This window comes from Streptomyces sp. NPDC093071 (assembly GCF_044754545.1).
Lineage (GTDB): Bacteria > Actinomycetota > Actinomycetes > Streptomycetales > Streptomycetaceae > Streptomyces.
Genome location: NZ_JBIVPH010000001.1, coordinates 911,264 through 935,635 on the forward strand (window position 1 = coordinate 911,264; position 24,372 = coordinate 935,635).

At 74.2% G+C, this 24,372-nt stretch carries 20 protein-coding genes; 11 read left to right on the forward strand and 9 right to left on the reverse strand.

What is annotated here, in order from left to right:
• The first annotated feature begins 68 nt into the window (after nucleotides 1–68).
• Nucleotides 69–1,820: a malto-oligosyltrehalose trehalohydrolase gene (treZ, locus tag ACIQD7_RS03795; protein WP_121832628.1), complete on the forward strand. Its 1,752-nt coding sequence runs from the start codon at nucleotides 69–71 to the stop codon at nucleotides 1,818–1,820.
• A gap of 15 nt (nucleotides 1,821–1,835) precedes the next feature.
• On the opposite strand, the gene ACIQD7_RS03800 is transcribed toward treZ, so the two are convergent.
• The 5 genes from ACIQD7_RS03800 to ACIQD7_RS03820 all read right to left on the reverse strand — a co-directional run bounded on the left by ACIQD7_RS03800 (nucleotide 1,836) and on the right by ACIQD7_RS03820 (nucleotide 6,763).
• Nucleotides 1,836–2,996: an aminopeptidase P family protein gene (locus ACIQD7_RS03800; RefSeq protein ID WP_402439092.1), complete on the reverse strand. Its 1,161-nt coding sequence runs from the start codon at nucleotides 2,994–2,996 to the stop codon at nucleotides 1,836–1,838.
• A gap of 74 nt (nucleotides 2,997–3,070) precedes the next feature.
• Nucleotides 3,071–4,030 (reverse strand): hypothetical protein, encoded by a 960-nt coding sequence (locus ACIQD7_RS03805; RefSeq protein ID WP_402439094.1) that lies wholly within the window; start codon nucleotides 4,028–4,030, stop codon nucleotides 3,071–3,073.
• A 110-nt stretch (nucleotides 4,031–4,140) separates the two neighbouring features.
• The gene (locus ACIQD7_RS03810; RefSeq protein WP_402439096.1) at nucleotides 4,141–4,683 is read right to left on the reverse strand and encodes a tetratricopeptide repeat protein; all 543 of its coding nucleotides are present in this window, start codon (nucleotides 4,681–4,683) and stop codon (nucleotides 4,141–4,143) included.
• 66 nt (nucleotides 4,684–4,749) lie between these two features.
• The gene (locus ACIQD7_RS03815) at nucleotides 4,750–5,520 is read right to left on the reverse strand and encodes a hypothetical protein (RefSeq protein ID WP_402439098.1); all 771 of its coding nucleotides are present in this window, start codon (nucleotides 5,518–5,520) and stop codon (nucleotides 4,750–4,752) included.
• Nucleotides 5,504–6,763: a hypothetical protein gene (locus ACIQD7_RS03820; protein WP_402439100.1), complete on the reverse strand. Its 1,260-nt coding sequence runs from the start codon at nucleotides 6,761–6,763 to the stop codon at nucleotides 5,504–5,506. The genes ACIQD7_RS03815 and ACIQD7_RS03820 overlap by 17 nt, the downstream gene beginning before the upstream one ends.
• A 312-nt stretch (nucleotides 6,764–7,075) precedes the next feature.
• Between ACIQD7_RS03820 and ACIQD7_RS03825 the strand changes: the two genes are divergently transcribed.
• Complete coding sequence (locus tag ACIQD7_RS03825) at nucleotides 7,076–7,498, forward strand: hypothetical protein (protein ID WP_402439101.1); 423 nt, start codon at nucleotides 7,076–7,078, stop codon at nucleotides 7,496–7,498.
• On the opposite strand, the gene ACIQD7_RS03830 is transcribed toward ACIQD7_RS03825, so the two are convergent.
• From ACIQD7_RS03830 to ACIQD7_RS03840, 3 genes are all read right to left on the reverse strand, one after another.
• Complete coding sequence (locus tag ACIQD7_RS03830; protein WP_402439103.1) at nucleotides 7,468–9,315, reverse strand: dynamin family protein; 1,848 nt, start codon at nucleotides 9,313–9,315, stop codon at nucleotides 7,468–7,470. The genes ACIQD7_RS03825 and ACIQD7_RS03830 overlap by 31 nt on opposite strands.
• A complete protein-coding gene (locus ACIQD7_RS03835) occupies nucleotides 9,305–10,528 on the reverse strand; it encodes a hypothetical protein (RefSeq protein WP_402439105.1) in 1,224 nt (407 codons plus the stop codon). The genes ACIQD7_RS03830 and ACIQD7_RS03835 overlap by 11 nt, the downstream gene beginning before the upstream one ends.
• A gap of 113 nt (nucleotides 10,529–10,641) precedes the next feature.
• A complete protein-coding gene (locus ACIQD7_RS03840; RefSeq protein ID WP_402439107.1) occupies nucleotides 10,642–11,277 on the reverse strand; it encodes a nucleoside/nucleotide kinase family protein in 636 nt (211 codons plus the stop codon).
• A gap of 59 nt (nucleotides 11,278–11,336) precedes the next feature.
• On the opposite strand from ACIQD7_RS03840, the gene ACIQD7_RS03845 reads away from it, so the two are divergent.
• The 3 genes from ACIQD7_RS03845 (at nucleotide 11,337) to fusA (ending at nucleotide 15,680) form a co-directional block, all read left to right on the forward strand.
• Nucleotides 11,337–11,771 (forward strand): VOC family protein, encoded by a 435-nt coding sequence (locus ACIQD7_RS03845; protein ID WP_402439109.1) that lies wholly within the window; start codon nucleotides 11,337–11,339, stop codon nucleotides 11,769–11,771.
• A gap of 150 nt (nucleotides 11,772–11,921) precedes the next feature.
• Nucleotides 11,922–13,301: a PQQ-binding-like beta-propeller repeat protein gene (locus ACIQD7_RS03850; protein ID WP_402439111.1), complete on the forward strand. Its 1,380-nt coding sequence runs from the start codon at nucleotides 11,922–11,924 to the stop codon at nucleotides 13,299–13,301.
• A 372-nt stretch (nucleotides 13,302–13,673) separates the two neighbouring features.
• Nucleotides 13,674–15,680: an elongation factor G gene (fusA, locus tag ACIQD7_RS03855; protein WP_402439113.1), complete on the forward strand. Its 2,007-nt coding sequence runs from the start codon at nucleotides 13,674–13,676 to the stop codon at nucleotides 15,678–15,680.
• Here fusA and ACIQD7_RS03860 read toward each other — a convergent pair.
• Nucleotides 15,640–16,107, reverse strand: a complete 468-nt coding sequence (locus tag ACIQD7_RS03860; RefSeq protein WP_161371226.1) for an ATP-binding protein — start codon at nucleotides 16,105–16,107, stop codon at nucleotides 15,640–15,642. The two genes, fusA and ACIQD7_RS03860, sit on opposite strands and share 41 nt — an antisense overlap.
• A 150-nt stretch (nucleotides 16,108–16,257) precedes the next feature.
• Here ACIQD7_RS03860 and ACIQD7_RS03865 point away from each other — a divergent pair, with 150 nt between their 5' ends.
• The 6 genes from ACIQD7_RS03865 (at nucleotide 16,258) to ACIQD7_RS03890 (ending at nucleotide 24,364) form a co-directional block, all read left to right on the forward strand.
• Nucleotides 16,258–17,103, forward strand: a complete 846-nt coding sequence (locus tag ACIQD7_RS03865) for a helix-turn-helix domain-containing protein (protein ID WP_402439115.1) — start codon at nucleotides 16,258–16,260, stop codon at nucleotides 17,101–17,103.
• Entirely contained in the window at nucleotides 17,100–17,339 is a 240-nt protein-coding gene (locus tag ACIQD7_RS03870) for a DUF397 domain-containing protein (RefSeq protein WP_402439117.1), read from the forward strand. The genes ACIQD7_RS03865 and ACIQD7_RS03870 overlap by 4 nt, the downstream gene beginning before the upstream one ends.
• An 11-nt stretch (nucleotides 17,340–17,350) precedes the next feature.
• Entirely contained in the window at nucleotides 17,351–18,136 is a 786-nt protein-coding gene (locus ACIQD7_RS03875; protein WP_402439119.1) for an SDR family NAD(P)-dependent oxidoreductase, read from the forward strand.
• A gap of 159 nt (nucleotides 18,137–18,295) precedes the next feature.
• Nucleotides 18,296–20,632: a hypothetical protein gene (locus tag ACIQD7_RS03880; protein ID WP_402439121.1), complete on the forward strand. Its 2,337-nt coding sequence runs from the start codon at nucleotides 18,296–18,298 to the stop codon at nucleotides 20,630–20,632.
• A 1-nt stretch (nucleotide 20,633) separates the two neighbouring features.
• Nucleotides 20,634–21,884 (forward strand): hypothetical protein, encoded by a 1,251-nt coding sequence (locus ACIQD7_RS03885; RefSeq protein ID WP_381412142.1) that lies wholly within the window; start codon nucleotides 20,634–20,636, stop codon nucleotides 21,882–21,884.
• Nucleotides 21,881–24,364, forward strand: a complete 2,484-nt coding sequence (locus ACIQD7_RS03890; RefSeq protein WP_402439124.1) for a GTPase-associated protein 1-related protein — start codon at nucleotides 21,881–21,883, stop codon at nucleotides 24,362–24,364. Before ACIQD7_RS03885 ends, ACIQD7_RS03890 begins: the two co-directional genes overlap by 4 nt.
• The last annotated feature ends 8 nt before the right edge of the window (nucleotides 24,365–24,372 follow it).

Consider the following 24,372-nt stretch of genomic DNA (forward strand, 5'->3'; position numbering starts at 1 on the left):
AGGATGGTCGCGGTGGTCGGCCGTCACCATCGCGCGGCCGACCGGTTGACGACGACGAGGGGATTCCCGTGCTCTTCGAGGTGTGGGCGCCGAACGCCCGTGACCGGGTGACGCTGGAGCTGAACGGCACCGGCCACCCCCTGGAGAGGGACGCCGAGCGGGACGGCTGGTGGAGCGGCGTGGCGCCCGCCGGGGACGGCGACCGGTACGGCTTCGCCGTGGACGACGGCCCCGTGCTGCCCGACCCCCGTTCCCGCCGGCTGCCCGACGGGCCCGACGGCCGCAGCGCGGTCGTCGACCACTCCGCGTACGCCTGGCGGAACGAGTCCCCGAAGCTGCGGCTGCGCGGCGGCGTGCTCTACGAGCTGCACGTCGGCACCTTCACCCCCGAGGGCACGCTCGACGCGGCGGCCGGGCGGCTCGGGGAGCTGGCGGGCCTCGGCATCACCCATGTGGAGCTGATGCCGCTGTGCCCGTTCCCGGGGACGTGGGGCTGGGGGTACGACGGGGTGGCGCCGTGGGCGGTGCACGAGCCGTACGGCGGTCCCGAGGCGCTGAAGCGGTTCGTGGACGCGGCCCACGGGCTCGGGATGGGCGTGGTCCTCGACGTGGTCCACAACCACCTGGGCCCCTCCGGCAACTACCTGCCCGCCTTCGGGCCGTACTTCACCGACACCCACCACACCCCGTGGGGCGCGGCGGTGAACCTGGACGCGCCCGGCTCGGACGAGGTGCGGGCGTACTTCCTGGGGAGCGCGCTGGCCTGGCTGCGGGACTACCGGATCGACGGGCTGCGGCTGGACGCGGTGCACGCGCTCGCGGACACCCGGGCGCTGACGTTCCTGGAGGAGCTGTCGGCGGCCGTGGACGAGCTGGCGCGGGAGCAGGGCCGCCAGCACTTCCTGATCGCCGAGTCCGACATGGGCGACCCGCGCACGACGACCCCGCGCGCGCTGGGCGGGATCGGGCTCCACGCCCAGTGGAACGACGACTTCCACCACGCCCTGCACACCGCCCTGACCGGCGAGTCCCAGGGCTACTACGCCGACTTCGCGCGGGCCCCGATCGCGGCGCTCGCCAAGACGCTCACGCACGTCTTCTTCCACGACGGCACGTACTCCAGCTTCCGGGGCCGCCACCACGGGCGGCCGGTGGACCGGGAGCGGACCCCCGCCCACCGCTTCCTCGGGTACGCGCAGACGCACGACCAGATCGGCAACCGGGCCCTCGGGGACCGCCTCTCGGCCTCGGTCTCCCCCGGCCTGCTGGCCTGTGCGGCGGCCCTGGTCCTGACCGGGCCGTCGGTGCCGATGCTGTTCATGGGCGAGGAGTGGGGGGCGACGACCCCCTGGCAGTACTTCACCGACCACACCGACCCGGAGCTCGCGGAGGCCGTGCGGCGGGGCAGGCGGCGGGAGTTCGCGGAGCACGGCTGGGACGAGAACGAGGTGCCCGATCCGCAGGACCGGGCCACCCGGGACCGCTCGGTCCTGGACCGGACCGAGCGCGAGGAGGACCCGCACAAGCGGCTGCTCGCCTGGCACCGGGAGCTGATCGCGCTGCGCCGCACCCTGCCGGACCTGACGGATCCGGACCTGGGGGGCGTGAAGGTCGCGTACGACGAGGAGGACCGCTGGCTGGTCTTCCGGCGCGGGGACCTGCGGGTGGCGGTGAACCTGGGCAAGGAGCCGGCGGTGATCCCGCTCGGCTCCAACGGCCGGGACCGGGTCCTGGCGTCCTGGGAGCCGGTCGACCCGCCGGCGGCGGACGGGGTCCTGAGGGTGCCGGCGGAGTCGGCGGTGGTCCTGGCGGACGGCTGACCCCCGCCGCCCCGGTCACTCCACGATCGCCATCTCGTGCGGGGTGTTGTTGAAGCGGCGCGCCCCGCCGTCCTCCGTGGCCGTGACGATGTCCTCGATGCGGACGCCGAAGCGGCCCGGCAGGTAGACCCCGGGCTCGATGGAGAAGCACATGCCGGGGACGACCGGCAGCTCCTCGCCCTCGATCATGTACGGGGGCTCGTGGGTGGTGACCCCGATGCCGTGGCCGGTGCGGTGGATGAAGTACTCGCCGTAGCCGGCGTCCGTGATGACCCGGCGGGCCGCCCGGTCGACGTCCTGGCAGGCCACCCCGGGCCGTACGGCCTCGAAACCGGCCTGCTGGGCCTCCCGTACGAGGTCGTGGACGCGCCGCTCCTCGTCGGTGGGCTCCCCGACGTGGACGGTGCGGGTGGTGTCGGAGCCGTAGCCGTGCTTGAGGCCGCCGAAGTCGAGGACGACCATGTCGCCGCGCTCGATGGTCCGGTCGCCGGCCTCGTGGTGCGGGTTGGCGCCGTTGGGTCCGGAGCCGACGACGGTGAAGTCGACCTGCGAGTGGCCGAAGCGCAGCAGCAGGGCGGCGAGGTCGGCGGCGACGTCGGTCTCCTTCCGGCCCTCGAAGCGGACCTTGAGGATCTCGCCGTACGCCCGGTCGGCGGCGGCCCCGGCGGCGGCGATCCGGGCCAGTTCGTGGGCGTCCTTGACGCCCCGGAGCATCGGCAGGGCCTCGGTGAGGGAGACGTACGAGGTGCCGGGCAGGGTCCGCTGGAGGCCGAGGAGGTGCATGGCCCAGGCGTTGTCGCTGACGCCGAAGCGCCCGCCCGCGTCGAGGAGGGGCGCGGTGACGGCGTACGGGTCCTTGCCGTCGGTCCAGTCGCGCAGGGTGAGCGCGGCGGCCCCGGCGGACCGCTCGGCGTCGGGGGCCTCCAGGGTGGGGACGACGAGGACCGGTTCCCGCCCGGCGGCGAGGACGAGGGCGGTGAGGCGCTCGGTGATCGCGGTGGGCTGGTAGCCGGTGAGGTAGACCAGGTCCGGGCCGGGGGCGACGATCACTCCGGCGAGTCCGGCGTCGGCGGCGGACTCGGCGGCGCGGGCCATCCGGGCCCGGTAGTCGTCGGCGGTGAAGGGCACCGGCTCGTCGGAGGCGGGGGTGGCGGGGCCGTCGGGGGTGCTCGGCATGGGGGGCTCCTTCTCGGACCGCTGCGTCCCGGACGTACAGCATCCTGCCCGGCGGGGGCCCGCGCCGCGACCGCTCAGCGGCGGTCGGGCCCCTGGGCGATGAGCCGTTCCAGGAGCTCCTGGAAGTCGTCGCCGACGACGATCCGCAGGTCGCCGCGCTCCTCGTCGTGCTCGCTGAGCTGGGTGAGGGTGCCGTCGCGCCACCAGAAGACGTACGGGCTGATGGCGCCCGGGGTGTCCTCGTAGCCGGTGGCGGCGAAGGAGGCCATCGCGCCGAGCGCCGGGATGATGGAGGTGTCCCGGATGGGGTGGAAGGCGAGCTGGTGCCGGAAGGGCAGGGCGACCAGGGCGCCGTGCTCGCCGAGCGGGAGGCCGGTGACGCGGCGGACGACCCCGTCGAGGTCGAGGACGCGGCTCGCGGTGTAGAAGGAGTCCCCGAGGACGACCTCGAAGCACATGCCGTCGGCGTCGCGGACGGTCTCGTGCCCCTCGACGGGGAGGCCGCGCAGATTGCGCAGGGCCCGGTCGCGCAGCTGCGCGTGGCTGCCGAGCCGGGCGAGGGCGTCGTCGGTGAGCATCATGACGCTCTCGGGCAGGTCCAGGGCGAGGATCTCGTACAGGCCGGGGGCGACGGTCCTGGCGTATCCGAACGCGGCGGTGTCGATGCCGTCGCCGCTGACGACCCGGGGGTAGAGCTGGGAGCGGATCTGCTCGGGCGGCAGGGTGTCGAGCGCGGAGGGGCCGTCCATGGCCCGGACGACCAGCTCGATGTGGCGGCGGATCAGGCCGGGCCAGACGCGGGGGCCGCGCCGGTCCTGGTGGCAGACGGCGGCGAGGTTGGTGAGCCCGAAGCGGCGCCCCCGGTCGTCGACGACGTGGTCGGCGTAGACGGTGACCTCCAGGCCGAGTTCGGCGAAGGTCTCCCGGACCCGGCCGCGGAAGAGCGCGGCCTCGTTCCGGGAGAAGTACGCGAACCCCGGATCCCTCGGTGCGTCGTCGCCGTCCCGCCTGGGTCCCCGCCGCAGCCAGCCCACGCCCGCCCGCCTTCCGTCGCCGTGGGTCCCAGGGTAGCGACTGCGGATGTCGGCGCTCTTGCGGTCGGGTCAACTCGGCCACGGTCCCGGCGGGTTTGCCGCGCAGCCTCTCAGGAGCCGTCGGGGGCGGTGAGGAGGGCGCGGGCGTAGTGGGCGAGGGAGCGGTTGTAGCGGGGCAGGAGGGGGGCGAGGGCGCCCAGGGCGAGGGAGGCGGCCTCGCGGTCGCGGCCGGTGTCGGCCAGGGCGAGGGCGAGGAAGGCGTCGACGGCGCCGGAGAGGGCCCGCTCGTCGGCGTCGAGCCGGTCGGCGGGGACGTCCCGTTCGGTGGTGAGGAGGTCGACGGCGAGGTCGGGGCGGCCGAGGTTGCGCAGGCTGCTGGCGAGCTGGATCACGGCCCGGCGGCGGCGCAGTCCGGTGAGGCCGAGGTCGAGGGCGCGCCGGTAGTGCGCGACGGCCTCTTCGGGGAGGCCGGTGGAGTCGTGGGCGGCGCCCTGCTCGAAGAGCGCGGCGGGGTCGTCGGCGGGCCGCTCGGCGGCCAGTTCGGCCACGCGGGCGCGGAAGTCGGCGGGCTCGTGGGCGTCGATGCGCTCCCAGAGCGCGGCGATCCGGCGCTCCCAGTCCTGGTCGTCGGTCGTGGCGGCGTCGTCGGTCATGGCGGCACCCTAGAGGACGCGACCGCTCCGGGGGGCCTCCGGGGCCGCCCCCCCCCCCCCCGGAGTTCAGACGGGCGGGATCAGGTCGCTCTCGCTGACGGTGTACGTCAGCGGGGGATAGTCGAAGTCCGTCTCGCCGTTCTCGCGGCGCCGCAGCCGGTAGAACTCGCTCCGCTGTTCCTCGTCGGCCCGCACGAGACGGTCGCCCTGCGGGAGGTACGCGTGTCCGTCGCGGAACCGGACGACGGTCTTCGACGTCCGGAACGTCACGCCGCACCACGGGTTGTCGTCCGCTCCGGCGGGCGCGTCCCACACGATCCTGTGCTTGAGGCGCCGGTTCGTGGCGACGGAGAACGCGACGACGCCGTGGTGGGCGAGGGGGATCTCGAACTTCTCGCCGCCGGGTTCCTTGGTTTCGAAGACCAGCTTCCTCGAAGGGCCGGCTCCGGGGTCCCGGTAGCAGGAGAAGACGGCGATGAACGAGTCGTCGGCCAGGTCGAGGGCCTGGTCGGAATGGGCGCCCATGGTCTTGTAGGCGTGCGTGTAGCTCTCGACGAGGGCGTTGTTGAAGCCGACCGGGAGGTCCGCCCGTTCCCGAACGCGCCGCGCCAGCCGCTCGTGGACCTCCCGGAAGCGCTGCGCCGGGCTGCCGTAGCGGGTGGTGGTGCGGACGAGGGGCACGCCGCCGGTCTCGTCCACCCGGGCGATCACGCCGCCCCGCCGCCCCTTTCCGAGGTCTTCCAGACGCGTCGACGCGGACAGCTCCGCGAAGAGGTCCCCCTCGGCCGGCAGGGCGTACGAGCGGATCTCGTCCGCGATCCTAGGCACGGGGGGCAAGGTAGTCCCCCGCGTTCATGCTGAAGAGGAACGCGTCGCCGTAGTCGATGAAGGACGAGGTCCTGTTCTCCTCGGCGTACAGCCTGCGCAGCTCGTCCATGCCGTCCTCCGTGGGCGGCCCCAGCCTCACCAGGTCCCCGGCCTTCTTGAGGAACGTGTGGCCGTCCTGGTGCACGGCTTCGGCGCTCGAACAGCGCACCACGTATCCCAGGCGGGTGGGGAGCGATGCGGCGTCCAGCGGCGCGGGCCGGATCTCGTGCGTGTAGAGGCGGTTGGTGGACAGCGGCATGAAGAACACGGAGCCGGGGTAGAGCGTGATGCCGAACTGCGCGGGGAGCGCGGCCCCTTCGTGTTCTCCGGCCGGGTCCTTGAGCCGGAAGTGGAGTCTGGTCAGCCCGCTGACGCCCTTCAGCCCGTGGTCGAAGGCGTCTTCGGCCAGGGGCTCCAGCCTGTCGAGCCCGTCGTAGAAGGTGCAGAAGGCCATGACGCCGTTGACGGGCATGTCCTTGGTCTTGTCGGCGTGGGCCGAGATCTTGGCCTTGGACTGCTTGCGCTCGGGCGTGGCGTGGGTGTTGTGGTAGATCTGGGCGAGGACGTGATTGAGCGGCGCCTGGCCCCGGAAGACGGTGGCGGCCTCGCGGTTCAGCTCCTCGACGATGTCCGTGTCGGTCGAGCGGAAGCTCTCCGTCGGCCCCGAGAAGTTCGTGGAGCACCGGAGCAGACGGAAGTGCAGAGCGTCGCCTTCACGCGTGACGGGCGTCAGATAGATGCCGCTGCGGTGGGCCGTCCCGGGCTTGGTGGATTCCGTCAGGGACTGGAACGCGTGCTCCGTACGGATCCTCTCGAAATGGCCGGCGTCGAGCGCGAAGAATCGCCGGTAGTACACGCCGACGCCGTGGACGCGGAGGGGGACGCGGCCGAGCCCGACGACGGGCCAGACCGTGCCGTCGCCCTCGCTCTCGCTCTCGCTCTCGCTCTCGCTCTCGCCGTAACCGTGCGACAGCTCCCGCACGACGAACACCCGCTCTGCCGCGCGCAGATGACCGCTGCTGATCCCGGATACGTCACCGCACAGGTAGACGGTCTTCCCGGCGAGGTCGGGCGCCCCGGACGCCAGCTCCTCCGGCGTGATCGCGACCCCGAAGAAGTCCCCGACCCCGCCGTCGCCCCACGACTCCGAAGGCGCGACCAGGACGTTGTCCGCATCCTCGATGCGTGCTTCCGCCAGCTCTGTCGTGTTCATCAAACGGTACCCGCCGTTCGCAGACCTCGATGGATCACCCGAAACCGTGGACATGCCGACGGTCCGCACTCTTCCCTTCGCGCCGAAACACGAACGAAAGGAGCCGGACCGTTGATCCCGATGTTCTCACGGGGGTTTGGGGGCGGGCAACGGAGTTCCGCCGCACGGACACCACCAGCCGATACGGCCCGCAGCCCTCGGCAGGACCGTCCGTCGTCTCCCGGAGTGTGCGGGAGGCGGTGCCGGGGAAGGTGCGTCTCCAGGGCGGCGCCGGTCCGGTGGAGAACCGCCCACGACGGCCGGGAGGGGCTCATGTCCACGACAGAGGACGGCTACGGGTACGGCACGGAAGCGACGTCCGGCACGGAGTCCATGGGGGTGGAATCGGCGGCCACCGGCGAGAGCTGGGGTACGGAACAGCCCTTCGACGTGGCCGGCAACATCACCCTCCACGGCTCGGTGTCACGCACCGACGAGCAGAGGATCGAGAACGGGAAGAGCACCGGGTCCACCACGTTCGACGGGGACATCGGCCTGACGTATCCCGACTCCTGGGACACGCCCGACCCCGCACCGGCCCCCGCCTGCTCCCCGGAGGGCCAGGGCGGGGACCGGCCGGGCTCCTCCGGGGACACGCACTCGTCCGACGACGCCGGCCAGGGCTATCCCTCCGTCACGGAGACCACCGTCGCGGACGTCACCGACTACGGCGGCGGGGCCACCTTCGACGTCTGACGAGTTCCCGCGGCCTCCAGGGTCCGCCGCCACCCGTCCAGCTCGCCACGGGCCTCGGTGATGCGGTCCTGGTGGTCGCGGAGCCCGGCGACGAGCTTCTCCGGGTGGTCGGCGGCGGTCCCGGCCAGCAGGGTGATCCGGTCGCCGATCTCCTCGCGGACCAGGCCGACCAGTCGCCTCCGCTGCCGCAGCCACGCCGTGGCCTGGCCGCCTTCCGGCGCCGCCAGAAGGCTCACGGTCTCCTGCCTGGCCTCCCGCAGACGTCGCTGCACGTGCATCAGATGCCCCCCTCCCAGATAGTGCAGGGGCACCAGGTACAAAAGGGCACTGATGTTGAACAGCACGCTGTCGTCGTACTCCTTGACTCCGCGCTCGTAGCGCTCGTAGGCGCTCTCGTACCGATAGCTCCCCACCTCCATCTCGGAGTCTTCCCGATTCCGCGGACGGGTCCGGTGCAGGCCCGTGGGAACCCGGGAGTCGAAGAGGGCCTCGCGCTCCCGGGCGACCGCGTCGAGGTCGAGGCCCAGCGCCCGCAGCCCGGGAGCACAGGCCTCGGCGATGCGCCTCCGGGTGACCGCGATCTGCCCCTCCACCGCCTGGCTGATCCTCTTCGCCCGGTGCTTGTCGATCAGCAGTTCCGGATTCAGGTCCCGGAGGTGTCCGTCGATGAGTCCGGTCAGCCGCGCGTTCTCCTCCAGGAAGACTCCCTTCACCACCTGCCAGTCCGCGGAACGGCGCTCCGCCTCCACGGCGTTCAGCTGGTCGGTCCGGTTGAAACGGGTGCGTCCCAAGCCGAAGAGCGCGCCCAGCCCGCCGGTGGCGAGACCGGCGAGGGCCTCGTCCGCGTGGCGGCCTATCTCGGCACGGCCCACGGTGCCGTCGAGGACGGCACGGACCCGTCGGGCCCGGCGCTCCAGCGCCGCGTCGAGGACCGGCAGCGTGTAGCGGGAGGTATCGGCGACGGTGCGATCGATCTCCTGCCGGACGGAGACGGTGATCTTGGCGCGCAGGACGTCCAGTTGACTCTCGTCGGGTGCGGAGAGGTCGATGCAGTGCAGGCTCGCGTCGGCGAGGCCGAGACGGCCGTCGGCGTCCAGGGGGACGAGGAACTTGTCGACGCTCTCCCGGCGCATCGCGAGGTGGGCGGGGAGCCGCTCGGGGACGAGCAGCCGGGAGTCGTACTCGTTGAAGAGGACGGCGGCGATCCGGGCGGGGCGGGGACTGTCGGCGAGGTCGCGGACGGTGTCGGCCAATGCCTTGAGGCTGAGCCGGCCCATGGAGACCAGGACGACGGTGAAGGCCTTTCCGGCCAGGTCGCGTTCGGCTTGGGCGGCGACGGCCCGGGACACTCCGGAGAGTCCGGGGTGGTCGACCAGGCGGAGGCCGCCCGCGAGCATCGGCGCGGGCAGCCTGATCTCCCCGCGGAGCACTTCGAGAGCGTTGTCCTCGTTGTGCTCCTGCAGCATCCACCTCTCGAACTCCGCCCGGTCCGCCGGGTTCTCGGTGACCTGGTTCCCGGAGTCGTCGGTCCGCAAGACCTGGTAGCGGGGGTGCTCGACCTCCGCGTGGAGGACGTGCACGGGGGCCACCGTGCCCGGCATGGCGATCGACACCGGACTGATCTCGGCGCCCACCAGGGCGTTGACCAGGGTGGATTTTCCGGCGCTCTCGGGACCGAGAATCGCGAGGTGGGCCTGGTCCCGGGAGCGGTCCAGGGCGGTCAGGGCGTCTTCGAGGGCGGGTTCGGGCGTCGACAGCAGGGCGTGGTACCGGTCGAGGGCGGCGGCGAGGTCGGCGAGGTCGGTCTCAGTGGTCATCCAGGGCCTCCCGGACGGCGGCGGGGCCTTCGGGCAGTTCGCCGTCGACCCCTTCGGTGACGGCGGCGATGGTCTCGCGCAGGGCCTCGGTGTAGCGGGGGTCGGCGTCCGCGAGGTGTTCGAGGGTCTCCGCGGGCGGGGGGAAGGGCGGTCCGGCGAGCGTGTAGTCGGGGTGGGCGAGGATCGCGAGGGAGCGTTCCAGGGCGGCCACCGCCTCGGCGGGGCGGCCCCGTGCCGCCAGTCGGCGGGCCACCGTCAGGAGGTGGTACGCGGGGTCGGCGACCCGGTCGAGGGACACGCCGAGGTCGGCGGGCCAGTCGGTTCGGGCGGCGGGTCCCAGGAGGGCCGCGGCCGCGTCGAAGCGCTGCCGGTAGCGGACGGCTCCGGCCAGCCAGTAGGCGTCCACGGCTGAGGTGACCACGGCGGTGACGGCGCGGGCGGCGACTTCGACCTCCAGCCGGTTGAGGCCCTCGGGGTCGGCGGGCACGGCGAGTTCATGGCCCTCGGGTGCTTCGGCGTTCAGCCGGGCGACGGACTTCTCCGTCCAGGTGCCGGGCGGCTGTCGGCGGTGCCGCAGCAGCAGGCGCAGGGGCTCGGTGGGGACGGTGCCGGTTCCCAGGTGGCAGCCGCCGAGGCTCAGGTCGAGGGTGTCGCGGTAGAGGGAGACCTGCGCGACGAAGGTGGGGACACCGTAGAGGTCGTTCCAGTACAAGCCTGCGTGCGGCCAGGTCAGGGCGCCCAGGCCGTCGTGGAGTTCGACCAGCCCCTCGTTGCCGAGGGTGTGCCTCAGAGCGGCCGAGAGGGCGGTGCGCAGGCCGGCCCAGTGCGGCTCGTTGAGGCCGCTGAACCTGGGGAGCAGCAGGAGCGGCGGCAGGTCGGAGAGGTCTTCGGCGAGGAGGTGCAGTCCGGCCCGCAGGTGGCCGGGGCCTTCGGGGACCGGGTAGGTCGAGTACAGCGTCTGGTTGCCGAGGGCTTCCAGGGACTCCTCCCGGCGGAGTCCTGATTCCAGGTGCCGGAGGTCGAACTGGCGCTGGTGGCGGACGGCTTCCAGCTGGAGTTCACGGCCGAAGCGGGTGTCGGACTGGTTGCGTTCGAACTCGTGCTGGGTGGTGCGGGCGCGTTCGGCGGCGCTGATCTGGCGTTTCGTGTTGACCAGCGAGGCGGCTGCCTGGGCCGCCACGCCTATGCCGAAGCTGATGTATCCGTCGGACATGTTCCCCCGGGTGGCTCGTTCGAGTGAGGGCTGCCTGTCCTGTTCTGTCCACGCGCCCACCCGCCAAACCGTCGCCGGGCGGGGTGGCCGGGCGATGTTCCGCCGGACAGGCCCTAGTCCACCGGTACGACGAGATGGGCCCGGTCCCGCCCCCTGGCGATCAGGCGGGCGTTGGGCTCGTCGGAGGTGTGGACCCGGTGTTCGGCGTGGGTGCGGGTCTTGCCGAAGTGGACGTGGCGGGCGATCAGGCGGGGGATGCGGTGGTGGTCGGGGAGGTCGAGGTACCACGCTTCGTCCAGGAGGGGGAGGACGGCGGGCCAGGGGGCTTCGTCGTGGAGGAGGTAGTTGCCCTCGGTGACGACGAGGGGGACGGAGGGGGCGACGGGGACCGATCCCGCGATCGGTTCCTCCAGGGAGCGGTCGAAGGCGGGGGCGTAGACGGTGGTGCCGGGCTCGGGGGTGCGCAGGCGGGTGAGGAGCGCGGTGTAGCCGGCGGCGTCGAAGGTGTCCGGGGCGCCCTTCCTGTCCGCCCGGCCGAGGCGTTCCAGCTCCGCCCGCGCGAGGTGGAAGCCGTCCATGGGGACGAGGACGGCGAGCCCGTCGAGGCGGTCGACGAGCCGGGCCGCGAGCGTGGACTTCCCGGCGCCCGGCGGGCCCGCGAGGCCCAGGATGCGGCGGTCCCCCGCCTCCGCCAGGGACCGTGCGCGGGCCGCGAGGCGCTCGAATTGTTGCGTGTCCATGTCGGGCATTCTTCACGGCGGGCGTGCCGGTTGACGCGGGTAGACCGATACGTACTACTTTTGGTTCCATGCCGTCCATCGCACTCGTCACCCTCGTCGTCCGTGACTACGACGAGGCCATCGCCTTCTACACCGACGCCCTCGGATTCGACCTCGTCGAGGACACCGACCGGGGCGGCGGCACCCGCTGGGTCGTCGTCCGGCCGCGCGGTGCGGCCGGGGTCGGCGGCCTCGGGAACGCGGGCCTGCTCCTCGCCCGCGCCAAGAACGACGCCGAGGAGGCCTCGATCGGCAACCAGAGCGGCGGACGGGTCGGCTTCTTCCTGCACACCGAGGACTTCCCCCGCGACCACGCCCGCATGACGGAGGCCGGCGTGAAGTTCCTGGAGGAGCCGCGCCACGAGCCGTACGGCTCGGTCGCCGTCTTCGAGGACCTGTACGGCAACCGCTGGGACCTCCTCCAGCCGGCGGACGCGCCCGACTCCGTACCGGACCCCGCCTAGGGACCGCGTCTCCGACGTCTCCCCCGTCGCCCGGGAACCGGCGTGCGAACGCCCGTGCCGCCGGAAAGCGCTGATCGTCTACCCTGGCCGCCGTCGGAGCCGGGGGGCTTCGCGGAGCCCCGGGGGCCGGGGAGGACGAGGGGGTCGGGGATGGGAACGACGGACGCGCGGGCCGGAAACGCGCCGGGGCCGGTGGACCGATCCGGCCGGGGCCGGCGGACCGGTTGTCTGGTGGTCGCGATCGTGGCCGTGCTCGCGCTGGTCGGCGGCCTCGTCTCCGGTCTCCTGATGATCGTCGGGCACATGCCCGGCGACTCGCTGGACACCGTCTGGGAGGCGCCGGCCGACCCGGCGGCCGCCGAGCACGGCAACGGCAGCTGGCCGGTCGGCGACGTCCTGGTGCGCAGCCGCTTCGACGCGGTCACCGGCTACGACGTGCGGACCGGGAAGCAGCGGTGGGAGTACGTGCCGCCGGGCCGGTCCGAGATCTGTTCCACGTCCGCCCCCGACGACTCGGTGCTGCTCCTGGTGCACGGGGAGAACGTCGCCGCCACCCGGACCGAGGGCTGCGCCGACGTCACCGCGCTCGACCTGAAGACCGGGAAGGAGCTGTGGAGCGGCTCCCGCAAGGCCTCCCCCGAGGCCACCGCCGGCGGGCCCGTGAGCGGCGCGGTGGCCGCGGGCGGCGGACTCGCGGTCGTCCTCGACACGTGGACGGACGGGGACGGCGAGGCGGTCGCCGACGGCCGGAAGGCGGTCCGCGCCGTCGACCTGCGCACCGGCGAGCGCCGCTGGACGGCCGCTCTTCCGGAGGACTGCCTGCCGTTCGACGTCGGGGCCGCGCAGCGCAGGGTCGTCGCGGTCCTCAGCTGCGGGAAGGAGGACCGGGCGGAGCTGACGGCCGCCGCCCTCGACCCGGCGACCGGCGCGCTGCTCCACAACGAGCCCCTGGACGCGCGCCGCCCGGTCGCCCCGTTCGGGGTCCGGACGGCGCTCGTGTCCGTCGACCCGCTGGTGGTGTTCGTGCGTCCCCCGTACGAGGAAAGGGCCGGCACCGGCACCTTCTTCGCCTTCGGCGCGGACGGTCGGCGCACGTCCCGGATCGAGAGCTCCGGCGAGCACGGGAAGATCGTCGCCGACAAGCCCTCCAAGGTCGCCGTCGACGGCGAACGCCTCTACGCGGTCGCCGAGTTCGGCAAGTCCTCCACCAGCTCCCGGGCCGTCGCCGTCGACCTCGCGACCGGCCGCTTCGCCTGGCAGGCGAACCCCGGCCGGGGTGACGCCGTGGCGCTCGCCGTCCACGACGGCAAGGTCACCGTCCTGCAGCAGGACCGGGGCAGCTTCACCGAAGAGCTGTACGTCCTGGACGGCGCCACCGGCGAGGAGCTGGACGACCGCACCTTCTCCGTCAACGTCGACCAGGAGGACGGCTGGCTGGGCGGCTTCTTCGACCGCGACGGCCTGCTGATCGTCTCCCGCTACGACACCGAGGGACCGGGGCGGCCCTTCGTCGTGTACGAACGCTGGTGAGCGGGGCGGGGCACGGGGCCGGACGACGGGAACGATCTCCCCCGGCCCCGCGGTCCCGTCCCGCGCAAAACCGTTGTCGTACGGCCCGTTCGGGTCCCTACACTCACCTCCCGGCGCACCCTTCGGTGCCGCCGTCAGGCGTCCGTCCGTCCGTCGAGGGGAGAAGACCGTGCGCAGCCACGCCGCCGTCGTCGTGTCCTCCTCCCGTGCCCGGTACGACGTGATCCTCGCCTCCTCGGCCGAGCGGTGGCGGCTGCGCGCCCGCCATCGCCGCCCGTGACGGCCCCGTACGCCTTCCGAACCCGATAGGCGTCCGTCGTCCGGGAATCGCGCTGCCCGTTCCACCACCGCAGCAGCGAAAGGCACGAGACCGTGCGCACTCCTGAGATCACCGCCGTCCGCAACCTCGGCATCCTGGCCCACGTCGACGCCGGGAAGACCACCGTCACCGAGCGGGTCCTGTATCTGACCGGGGCCGTCCACAAGCGGGGCGAGGTGCACGACGGCACCACCGTCACCGACTTCGACCCGCAGGAGCGCGACCGGGGCATCACGATCTTCGCGGCGGCCGTCAGCTGCGACTGGGCCGGTCACCGGGTCAATCTGATCGACACGCCCGGCCACGTCGACTTCTCCGACGAGGTCGAGCGCTCGCTGCGCGTCCTCGACGGCGCCGTCGCCGTCTTCGACGCCGTCGCGGGCGTCGAGCCGCAGAGCGAGACGGTGTGGCGGCAGGCCGACCGGCACGGCGTCCCGCGCCTCGCCTTCGTCAACAAGCTGGACCGGGCCGGCGCGGACCTCGACGCCGCCGTGGAGTCGATCCGCGACCGGCTCGGCACCGTCCCGCTCCCCGTCCAGCTGCCGATCGGCCGCGAGGACGGCTTCACCGGCGTCGTGGACCTGCTCCGGATGCGGGCGTACGTGTGGGCCGACGGCGACGGCCCGTACGCCGAGCTTCCCGTTCCCGACGACCTCCTCGACGAGGCCCGGCGGCGTCGGCGCCGCCTGGAGGAGGCCGTGGCGGAGCTGCACCCCGGCGCCTTCGAGGAGTTCGTCACCAGCGAGGAGCTGGCCGAGGCGACCCTGCGGAGCGCGCTCCGCGACCTCACCCTCTCCGGGGAGGCCGTGGTCGTGCTCTGCGGCTCGGCCTACCGCAACCGGGGCGTCGAGCCCCTGCTCGACGCCGTCGTCGCCTACCTCCCGGCCCCGTCGGACCTGCCGCCCGTGCGCGGCGAGGTCCCGGCGGACCCGGAGGCGCCGTTCACCGCGCTCGCCTTCAAGGTGAGCGCCACGGCCACCGGCCGCATGACCTACGTCCGCGTCTACGCGGGCACGATCGGGAAGGGGGACACCGTGCTGGACGCCCTCGGCGGACGCACCGAGCGGATCGCCCGCATCCTGCGCGTGCAGGCGGACCGGGCGACGGAGGTCGAGGCCGCGCGCGCCGGTGACATCGTCGCCGTCGTCGGACCGAAGTCCGTCCGCGCCGGGGCCACCCTGTGCGACCCGGCCGCGCCCCTCGTCCTCGAACCGCCCACGACCGCCGACCCCGTGGTCTCGGTCGCCGTCGAGGCTCGTCGCGCCACGGACACCGGCCGCCTGGCGACGGCCCTCGCCCGCCTGTCCGAGGAGGACCCCTCGCTCGTCGTGCGGTCCGACCCGGAGACGGGCCAGACCGTCCTGTCCGGCCTGGGTGAACTCCACCTGGAGGTCGCGGTGGAGAAGCTGCGCCGCGACCGGGGCCTGGAGGTCGCGGTCGGCCGTCCCCAGGTCGCGTACCGCGAGACGGTCGCGAAGGGCGTCACCGGCCTGCTGTACCGCCACGTCAAACAGGACGGCGGCGCGGGCCAGTTCGCCCACGTCGTCATCGACCTCGAACCGACGGAGGGAGACGAGGAGTTCGCGTTCCGCTCCACCGTCACGGGCGGCCGCGTCCCGCAGGAGTACGTCCGCGCGGTCGAGGCCGGCTGCCGGGACGCCCTCCTGGAGGGCCCCCTCGGCGGCCACCCGGTGACCGGCGTCCGGGTCACCCTCACGGACGGCGCCACGCACCCGAAGGATTCGTCCGAGATGGCGTTCCGCACGGCGGGTCGCTTCGCCCTCCGCGAGGCGCTGCGGGCCAGCGCCATGACCCTCCTGGAGCCGGTGGCCGACGTGACCGTCACCGTCCCCGCCGAGTCCGTCGGCGCGGTCCTCGGCGACCTCGCGGCCCGCCGGGGCCGGGTCACCGACCAGACCGCCCGGGGCGGTACGGCGGTGGTGGCGGCGACGGTGCCGCTGGCCGAGCTGTTCGGCTACGCGTCCCGCCTGCGGGGCCGCACCCAGGGCCGGGGCACCTTCACCACCCGCCCGGCCGGGTACGAGCCGGCCCGGGGCTGAGGTCGAGCTCGGCCCGTACGGTCTTCCCGACCGGTACGCGGTCGAGCACGGCCCACCGCGAGGCCAGCGCCCCGACCAGGAGTAAGCCGCGCCCGCCCTCGTCCAGCGACTCCTGCTCGGCGGGGGCGGGCCGCCGCTCGCCCCGGGTGTCGGACACGTCGATCCGGAGCACCCGCCCGGGCGTGTACGAGAGCGTCAGCTCGCAGTCGCGCCCGGGCACCCTGCCGTGCGTGACGGCGTTGGCCGCGAGTTCCGCGACGAGCAGCGCGGCCGTCTCGGACGTCTCGGAGTCGTACGGGACGCCCCAGCGGTCCAGCTGGAGCACGGCGAGGCGGCGGGCGAGGCGGGCGCCGCGCGGGGTGGAACTGAAACGCTGCGCGAACACACGTACGGTGACGGGCCCTTCGCGGGTCACGGGGGAGGTCATGGGGCCAATGTGGCGTCGTGCGGGGCGGGTTGCCAGCTCAGAAACCCGTACGCTGCGACAGCGTACGGGTTCACACTCTGGACCGTACCGATCACCATCCGTGACGATGGAGCCGTTCAGAAGAGCGCACGGGTGCGGGAGGTGGCCGGAGTGACGGACGCGGTGCCGGACGAGGGACAGAGCGGGAGCGAACCGGAGGCGACGGACAGCCTGAAGGCCTTCGGGGAGGTGGTCAAGGCCTTCCGCAAGCGGGCCAGGCTGACGCAGGAGACCTTCGCGCCGCGCGTCGGGTACTCCGTACCGACGGTGGCATCGATCGAGCAGGGCAGGCGCTTCCCGTCCGACGACTTCGTGGAGCAGGCGGAGGTGGTGCTCGACGCGTTCGGGGTGATCCAGGCCACGGCGAAGCACCTGACGCGCAAGCCGGGCCTCGCGAAGTGGTTCCGCCAGTGGGCGAAGCTGGAACTCAAGGCGGTGACGCTCTACACGTACGAGAACCGGCTGGTGCCGGGGCTGCTCCAGACGCCCGCGTACGCCAAGACGCTGTTCGACGAGCAGATCCCGGCACTGGGCGACGACGAGATCGAGTCGAAGCTCGTGGCGCGTGTCGAACGGATGAAGCTGCTCACCGACCGCCCCCACACGATCTACAGCTTCATCGTCGAGGAGCACGTGCTGCGCCGCCAGACGGGCGGCCCGGAGGTCATGCGGGAGCAGATCGACCACATCATCGCCATCGCCGCCCAGCGCAACATCGACATCCAGATCATGCCGCACTCGCGCGGGCACCATGCTGGCCTCAGCGGCCCCTTGTGGCTCCTGGAGACTCCGGAGAACAGGTGGTACGCCTACAGCGAGGGCCAGGAGAACGGCCTCCTCATCTCCGAGTCCAAAGTAGTCAGCATCCTCCAGAAGCGGTATGCCAGGATGCGAGCACAGGCTCTTTCCGCAGAGGACTCCATGAGCCTGTTGCAGGAGATCCGAGGAGCACTATGAGCAACACTGACCTGGCCTGGTTCAAGAGCAGTTACAGCAGCGGCAGTGGCGACAACTGCGTGGAAGTCGCCCTCTCCTGGCACAAGTCCAGCTACAGCAGTGGCGGCGACGGCGACTGCGTCGAGGTCGCCTCCTGCCCCTCCACCGTCCACGTCCGTGACTCCAAGAACGTCACCGGTCCGCAGCTCGCCCTCTCCCCCGCCGCCTGGTCCGCGTTCCTGACCCGGCTGAGCTGAAGGGCGTCACCATGAGCACGACCCCGGCCGACTACCTCTCCGGCCTCTTCTCTCTCGACGGGCGCACCGCCCTCGTCACGGGAGGCAGTTCCGGTATCGGCCGGGCCATCGCCGGGGCGCTGGCCCGTGCCGGGGCGGAGGTCGTCGTGCTCGCCCGTAAGAAGAACGACCTGGTGGCGACCGTGGACGAGCTGACGGCCGACGGCTGCCGGGCGGCCTGGGTGAGCGCCGACCTGGGCACCCGGGAGGGCATCAGGGCCGGGGCCGAGGAGGCGGCGGCCGTGTTCGGGGAGCCGGACATCCTGGTGAACTCGGCCGGCGTCAACCTGCGGCCTCCGCTGGGCGAGCTGGGCGAGGACGTCTGGGACACGACGATGACCGTGAACCTGGAGGCGCCCTTCCTGCTCGGTCAGCGGTTCGGGCCCGGGATGGCCGAGCGCGGCTTCGGGCGGATCATCCACGTGACCTCCCAGCAGGCGCACCGCGCGTTCGTGCAGAGCGGGGCGTACGGGGTGTCCAAGGGCGGGCTTGAGTCGCTGGCCCGCTCGCAGGCGGAGGCGTGGTCCGCGTACGGGGTCACGGCCAACACGCTCGTGCCCGGGGTCGTCCTGACCCCGCTCAACGAGCGGCTGGCCTCCGATCCCGAGAAGGTCGCCGCGCTCGCCGCCCGCACGATGGTCGGCCGCAACGGGCTCGCGGAGGACTTCGCGGGCGCGGCCGTCTTCCTGGCGAGCACCGCCTCCGCGTACGTCACGGGCCACTCCCTCTTCGTGGACGGCGGCCTGTCCGTCCACTGAACCGGGGCGGTCCCGGAGTCCGTTCCTCCGGGCCGCCGCCGATCACTCTGCGCACGCCTACCGGCACGTCGGGTAATAGGAGGAAATCTCCTCCGAGGTGCCGGTTCTTCTGCTGAGATGTACCCCCAGCGGGTAGCGGTACGAGCACAAAGGACGGGAATGCGACGGGGGTTCGGAGAACGGTCAGGCCTGCCCCGCGCACTGGGTCCCCTCCCCCTCGCCCCGCTCGTCCCCGAGTACGACGAGCTGATGTCCCGCCAGATGGCGGCGGGTGCCGACCACTTCGGCGAGGCCCTGGTCGGGAACGGCGAGTCGCTGTCCTTCGTGGACGGTCTCTTCCTGTGCGCGGGGTCGCGGCGGCGGCACGTCGACGCGGCCCGGCTGCGCGCCCTCGCCGCCGCCGATCCGTCCCGCGCCCCGCTCCTGGAACTGCTCGCGGACGTCCAGGAACGCGAGCCGGCCCTGCTGCGGCGCGTCCTGCTCCACCAGTTGGTCACGCTCCTCCAGGGAGGCGGGCCACGGGCCTCCTTAGCCGGGGTCGAGCCGTCCGAGACGGCCGTCCTCGCGCAGGCCGTCCGGACCGTGCCCGTCCTCGACGCCCGGCAGCGCAAGGCGGCGGAGGCGCTCGGACGGCTCTGGCGGCAGCGGCGGTTACGGGCCGTCGGACGGGCCCTCGACACCCTGGGCACCACCGCGGTCCACGCGGACCCCGCGCTCACCACCCTCGCCGCCCGGCTCGCCCTGCGCCTCGACCGCTGCGACCGCTCGCTCGCCGCCGCCCGCGCCGCCCGGGACCCCCGGACGGCCGGCGCCCACTACCTGGACGCCCTCGGGACGGCCGCCGACGACGACACGGCGACGCGCGGACTGATCATGCTGGAGCGGCCCCGCCCCCGCGAGGACGCCCTCCTCTCCGTCCGGCTCACCGGCGACCGGGTCCTGCTCTCCTGGCCGGTGCCGGACGGGGCGGGGGCGAGCGGGGCGGGGCGGCGGCTGGTCCGGCTCACCCGGGGCACGGACCGGCCGGCGATCGTCCCCCTGTCCGCTCCCGCCCCCTCCTCCGGCGCCGGGGCCGGGTCCGGTCCCGGGTCGCGGGAGACCGCCGTCGACGACGGCCCCCTGCGGGGGACCCTGGTGCGGTACGCGGTGTTCCCGACCCTCGACGGCGTCCCCCACGCCCTCCCGCTCGTGTCGCAGCCCCTCCTGATCGCCCCCGACGTCGAGGGCCTCGCCGTCACGGACGGGCCCGCGCGGCTCACCGCCCGCTGGACCCGGCCGCCCCGCACCGGACGCGTGACGGTCACCCTCCACTCCGGAACGGCCTCCGCGCCCCAGGGGGACGTCGTCGCGCGGCACGAGGCCGACGCCCGGACGGACACGCACGCCTTCACGGGGCTCGCGCCGGGCCCCTACGCCGTCCGCGTGGTCTGCCACCACCCCTCGCCCCGGGGCGAGGACGTGGAGTCGGCGGGCGTACGGGCCGAGGCGACCGTCCATCCGTGGCCGGAGGCGCTCACCTCGCTCACCGCAGAGACGGGCCCCGAGGGGGGCGTCCGGTTCACCGGCCGGGGACCGGCCGGCACCGAGGTCCGCCTCGTGGCCTGGGACGATCCCGCCGGGACGCCGCCGCCGGGGACCGGTCTGCACACCGCCGCGCTGCCCGCGCCGCTCCCCTGGGCCGCGTACGGCGCCGACCGGCCCGCCGAGCCCCCGTCCGCCTTCTCGGGCCTCGTCGTCGGGGTGACCGTGCTCGGGGAGCGGGCCGTCGCCGGTCCCGCCGTACGGCTCGACGTGCCCGCGCCCGTCACCGGCCTGCGGGCGCTGCGCGAATCCGACGGGCACGTCCGGCTCGTCTTCGACTGGCCCGCCGACGCCGGTTCGGTCGAGGCCGCGTGGGAGCGGCAAGGGGTCCGGGAACGCGTCCGGGTCAGCCGCTCCCGCTTCCTCCGGGAAGGCCTGCGGCTGCCCGTCGGCCCGGCCGCCGCCCGGATCGACGTGCGCGCCGCCTCGCGGCACGAACCGTCGGCCGCCGCCGCGCCGGAAACGCCCGTGCCGGAACCGGGCGCTCCGGGGCCGGGCGCGGGCGCGTCGAGCCGTACGGTCGTCGTCCGGCGCGCCCCCGCCTCGGTCGTGCTGCCCGGGGACGTCGTCGTCTCCTACCGGCTGGTGGTCCGCCGCCGGGGCCTCGCCCGCAAGGTGGTGTCCGCCGGGGTCGAGGTGACGGTGGCCGGGGCGGACCCCTCCTGCCCCCTCCCCGACTTCGTCCTAGTCCGCCGGGGCGGCGACACCGCCTCCGCCCGGCCCCGGCACCGGGACGACGGGGACGTGCTCGTCCGGCTGACCGGGGCGGACCTGGCGGCCTCGCCGCACACGACCCGTGAACTCTCCCCCGGGCTCCTCCGCCCGCCCTACGCCCTGCGCGCGTTCCTGGCCGGCGAGCACGCCGCCTCCGCGCGCCTCGAAGAACCAGCCCTCTCGACCCTGGTGGTGCGCTGACATGACGACGGTGATCTGCCCGTACTGCTTCGACCGTTCCCAGGCCTCGCGCCTGCCCTACCGCTGTCTGATGTCCCGCACCGGCCTGCGCGGGGGCACCCCCTGCGACCCCGAGCGCGACGACCTGTGGGCCAGCTTCACGGGCTCCGCCGCGCCGCCCGCCGCGTACATGAAGGGGCCGGTGTTCCCGCCGCCGCGCAGCCTCGGACGGCTGCGCGGCGGGGGCGGGCGGGCCGAGTGCCCGCACTGCGGGGTGGCCACCCCCGTACGGGTGTGCGCGGCCTGCCACAGCGACCTGCCCAGCGACTACTGCGCCCAGGACAGCCGGATCATCGCGCTGGTCGGCGCCAAGTCGTCCGGCAAGAGCACCTACGTGTCCGTGCTCGTCAACGAGCTGCGGCACCGGGTGGGGCAGGCGTACGGGGCGGCGCTGGCCGCCATGGGCGACGAGAGCCAGAACCGCGACCGCGAGATGGCCGAGGACCTCTACGAGCGGCTGCGGCTGCCCGGCACCACCCGGCCCGCCGCGACCGGCTTCAACGACCCGCTGCTCTACCGGCTGAGCCTGCCCCGGCAGGGCCGCCGGGGCACCCGGCACACGGCGCTCGTCTTCTTCGACGCGGCCGGCGAGGACCTCAAGTCGGCCGAGTCCATGGCCCGTTACACCCACTACCTGAGCGCGGCGGACGGCATCATCCTGCTCGTCGACCCCCTCCAGCTGGGGGCGGTGCGGGACGCGCTGCCCGAGGACGGCGGACCGCCGCTGCCCTCGCGCGAGACCCCCGCCCTCCAGATCGCGGCCGACGTGGCCACCCAGCTGCGGTCCCACCGGCGGGGCGGCTCGCGCGGCCGGGTGGACACCCCGCTGGCCGTCGCCGTCACCAAGACGGACGCGCTGCGCCCGCTGCTCGACCCGCACTCCCCGCTGCTGCGCAACACCCCGCACTCCGGCGGCCGGTTCGACGAGGCCGACCGGATCGCCGTCCACGAGGAGGCCCGGTCCCTCCTGGAGGGCTGGGACTCGGGGGCGCTCTGGCGGCAGCTGGAGCGGGACTTCTCCTCGGTGTCGCTCTTCGGCCTCTCCGCGCTGGGCTCGCCGCCGCCCGCCGACGCCCCCGCCGACGCGCCCAAGTCCGGTCCGCAGCCGGTCCGCGTCGAGGACCCGCTGCTCTGGCTCCTCGGGCTGCGCGGTCTGATCCCGGTCGCCAAGCCGCCGCGCGACGGCGCCCGCAAGGGGGAGTCCGCGGCATGAGCCTGCCCCAGATGCACTACACCTCGGCCCCGCCCGGACCGGACGGCTCCGGCTTCCGGTTCACCGCCGTCACGCCGGGCGTCCCGGCGTCCGTGCTTCGCGAGGCGGAACAGCTCATCGGATACGAGCCGCCCCGGGACGCCCCGTCGCGCCCCACCCCCGACGACCTCGCGCTGTTCCCCGAGATGTTCAGCCACACCCGGCTCTCCGATGGCAGCGGGCTGCTCAGCCGCACCGTGTACACGGGCGCCGACTACAGCGGGCGGTGGGGCAACTTCCACGCGCACGCCGTGCACCTGGCGGCCGGGGAGCGGCTGTCCGGCGACATGCCGCCGATCGCCGCGTGGGGCGCGCCCGAGTGGGCGGACCGCACCCCGGAGAACGGGGCGCCGCCGCTCGGCCGCCTCACGCCCCCGCCTTCGCACGAACTCCGTTCGGAGCTCGCGGCCTTCGCGGCCGGCCGGACGCCCTGGCTCGCGGCCGTCCTGGCCGATCTGCGGCGGCTCGCGGAGAGCCCGCACGCCCCGCAGGTCGTCCTCGCCGAGGAGGACACCGGGCGGGTCGCGCACTGGGTGATGCTGGCGTGCACCGCGCTGCCCCGGGACTTCGCCCGCGACCTGACGTTCACCACGTACACCCGGCGTCCGCAGCAGGCGCGGCAGCAGCTCGTCGGGGTGCGCCCGGAGGACGTCCGGTCCGTGGCCGGGCAGCCGCACCGGTACAGCGTCCACGACTGCTCCGACCCCTCGACCGCCCCCGCCGCCCCGGCCGACCCCTGGGCGCACACGGCGGCGGCCGTCCTGGCGTCCGGTCTGCTCCCGCTCTTCCGGCGGGCGCGCGAGGCGGCCGGTGAGGAGTACGCGGCGGCGCCCTTCGCACCGGGTCCGCTGGCCGCGCTCGCGCTGGTGAAGGGCGTCGCCGTCCCCGAGGACGCCCGGACCGAAGCGGCCGTCTGGGTCCGCGCGCACCCCGCCGCCCTCGACGAGCCGACGCTCGCCCGCTTCCTCGAAGCCGTCTGCGAGGTCGTCCCGGGCACGCCCGAACTCCCTTCGGACGCCCTGGCGGGCCTCCTGGACGCGCTGCACGGCACCGTCCCCGCCGCCCTGACGGCCCCGCTCACGGCGCGGCTCGTCGACCGGGCCCTGCGCGGCGGGACGACGGCCCTGCCGCCGCTGCCGCCGGGCGCGCTGCCCGAGCCGTACCGGAGCCGGCTGGCCGCCGAGTCCGGCGAGGAGCTGCGCCGGGCGCTGCGGGACCCGCTCACGCCGCTGGCCCGGGTCGCCGAGCTGCTGCGGGTGGCGCGGCTGCTCGGGGTCGGCCACGACGACCTGGCGGCGGCGCTCGCCGAGCGGATCGGCGACGGCCTGCTCTCCGGGGCCGGGTCCGGTGGCGCCGCGGCGGAGGCGCTGCGGGACGCGTTCGCGGAGCCCGGCCGCCTTCTCGACCTGGCCCTCGTCCACCTCGACGCCCGGGCCGCCGACGACCCGCCGGGGACCGCCCGCGCCCTGCGGGACGCCCGGCTCCCCCTCGACGGGGTCCGGGGCGTGCCCCACCTCCTGATGTGCGCGGCGGCCGGGTCCGGCGGGCCCGGGCGCGACCGGAACGGCGAGCTGCACCGGCTGCTCCGGGTCGCCGGTGCCTCCCCCCACGGGGACCCGCTGGCCCTGCGCACGGCGGTCGCCCTGGTCTGGGAGGACCGGGGGCCGACCGCCGCCGAGGCCTCCCTGCTCCTGAGCGAGGCCGGGGCCCGGCCGCACGTCGCCGCCGGGACCTGGGACCACCTGGTGACCGCCGCCGTCGACGCGCCGGCCGAGGACGCGGAGGCCCCGCTCCTGGCCCGCCAGATCCTCGCGGCCGCGCCCGAGTCCGTCGGGCGCTCGGTCCTGGACGACCTCAAGCTGCTGTCCCTGGTCCACGACCTGGAGGCGCAGGAGGACGGCGCCGCGCAGGGCGGCTGGACGGCCCGGGTCCGGGCGCTCTCCGACTCCTCGCGCCCCGGCGTCCGGCGGCGCGCCACGGCCGCCCTGGCCCGTCGCCTCCTGAGCCCGGACCGGCCCGCCGACGAACTCGGCGAACTGGCCCGCAGCGACGACCTCGACGTCATCGACGCGTACGCCTCGGCGGCCCGTACGCCCTTCTTCCGCGACGTGCTGCGGTCGGTCCCCCGCCGGGCGGCGAACTGCTTCGTCGACTGGAACGCGCACGCCGGGGCGAGCCCCGCGTGGGACCTGACGCGCCGGGCGCTCCTCGACGAGGTGCTGCGCCCCGTCGTGCGGGGCCTGTCCGACGAGAACGTCCTCAAGGTGGAGGAGCAGCTGTCGCTCGTGGCCATCGGCCGCGTCTACGACTTCCGGGAGTGGAACCGGCCCGCGGGCGTCCTGGGCCGCCTCTTCCGCAACCGCGGGCGCGCCCCGGAGACGCCGTCGTCGTCCTGGCGGGGCGACGTCGAACGGCCCGGGGAGAAGGGGGACCCGCGATGACGGAGGCA

Excerpts from the sequence above, each read along its gene's own strand:
- ACIQD7_RS03800 (WP_402439092.1), bottom strand. The coding sequence starts at position 2,996 with ATGCCGAGCACCCCCGACGGCCCCGCCACCCCCGCCTCCGACGAGCCG.
- ACIQD7_RS03810 (WP_402439096.1), bottom strand. The coding sequence starts at position 4,683 with ATGACCGACGACGCCGCCACGACCGACGACCAGGACTGGGAGCGCCGG.
- ACIQD7_RS03820 (WP_402439100.1), bottom strand. The coding sequence starts at position 6,763 with ATGAACACGACAGAGCTGGCGGAAGCACGCATCGAGGATGCGGACAAC.
- ACIQD7_RS03825 (WP_402439101.1), top strand. The coding sequence starts at position 7,076 with ATGTCCACGACAGAGGACGGCTACGGGTACGGCACGGAAGCGACGTCC.
- ACIQD7_RS03830 (WP_402439103.1), bottom strand. The coding sequence starts at position 9,315 with ATGACCACTGAGACCGACCTCGCCGACCTCGCCGCCGCCCTCGACCGG.
- ACIQD7_RS03835 (WP_402439105.1), bottom strand. The coding sequence starts at position 10,528 with ATGTCCGACGGATACATCAGCTTCGGCATAGGCGTGGCGGCCCAGGCA.
- ACIQD7_RS03840 (WP_402439107.1), bottom strand. The coding sequence starts at position 11,277 with ATGCCCGACATGGACACGCAACAATTCGAGCGCCTCGCGGCCCGCGCA.
- ACIQD7_RS03845 (WP_402439109.1), top strand. The coding sequence starts at position 11,337 with ATGCCGTCCATCGCACTCGTCACCCTCGTCGTCCGTGACTACGACGAG.
- ACIQD7_RS03850 (WP_402439111.1), top strand. The coding sequence starts at position 11,922 with ATGGGAACGACGGACGCGCGGGCCGGAAACGCGCCGGGGCCGGTGGAC.
- ACIQD7_RS03860 (WP_161371226.1), bottom strand. The coding sequence starts at position 16,107 with ATGACCTCCCCCGTGACCCGCGAAGGGCCCGTCACCGTACGTGTGTTC.
- ACIQD7_RS03870 (WP_402439117.1), top strand. The coding sequence starts at position 17,100 with ATGAGCAACACTGACCTGGCCTGGTTCAAGAGCAGTTACAGCAGCGGC.
- ACIQD7_RS03875 (WP_402439119.1), top strand. The coding sequence starts at position 17,351 with ATGAGCACGACCCCGGCCGACTACCTCTCCGGCCTCTTCTCTCTCGAC.
- ACIQD7_RS03880 (WP_402439121.1), top strand. The coding sequence starts at position 18,296 with ATGCGACGGGGGTTCGGAGAACGGTCAGGCCTGCCCCGCGCACTGGGT.
- ACIQD7_RS03885 (WP_381412142.1), top strand. The coding sequence starts at position 20,634 with ATGACGACGGTGATCTGCCCGTACTGCTTCGACCGTTCCCAGGCCTCG.
- ACIQD7_RS03890 (WP_402439124.1), top strand. The coding sequence starts at position 21,881 with ATGAGCCTGCCCCAGATGCACTACACCTCGGCCCCGCCCGGACCGGAC.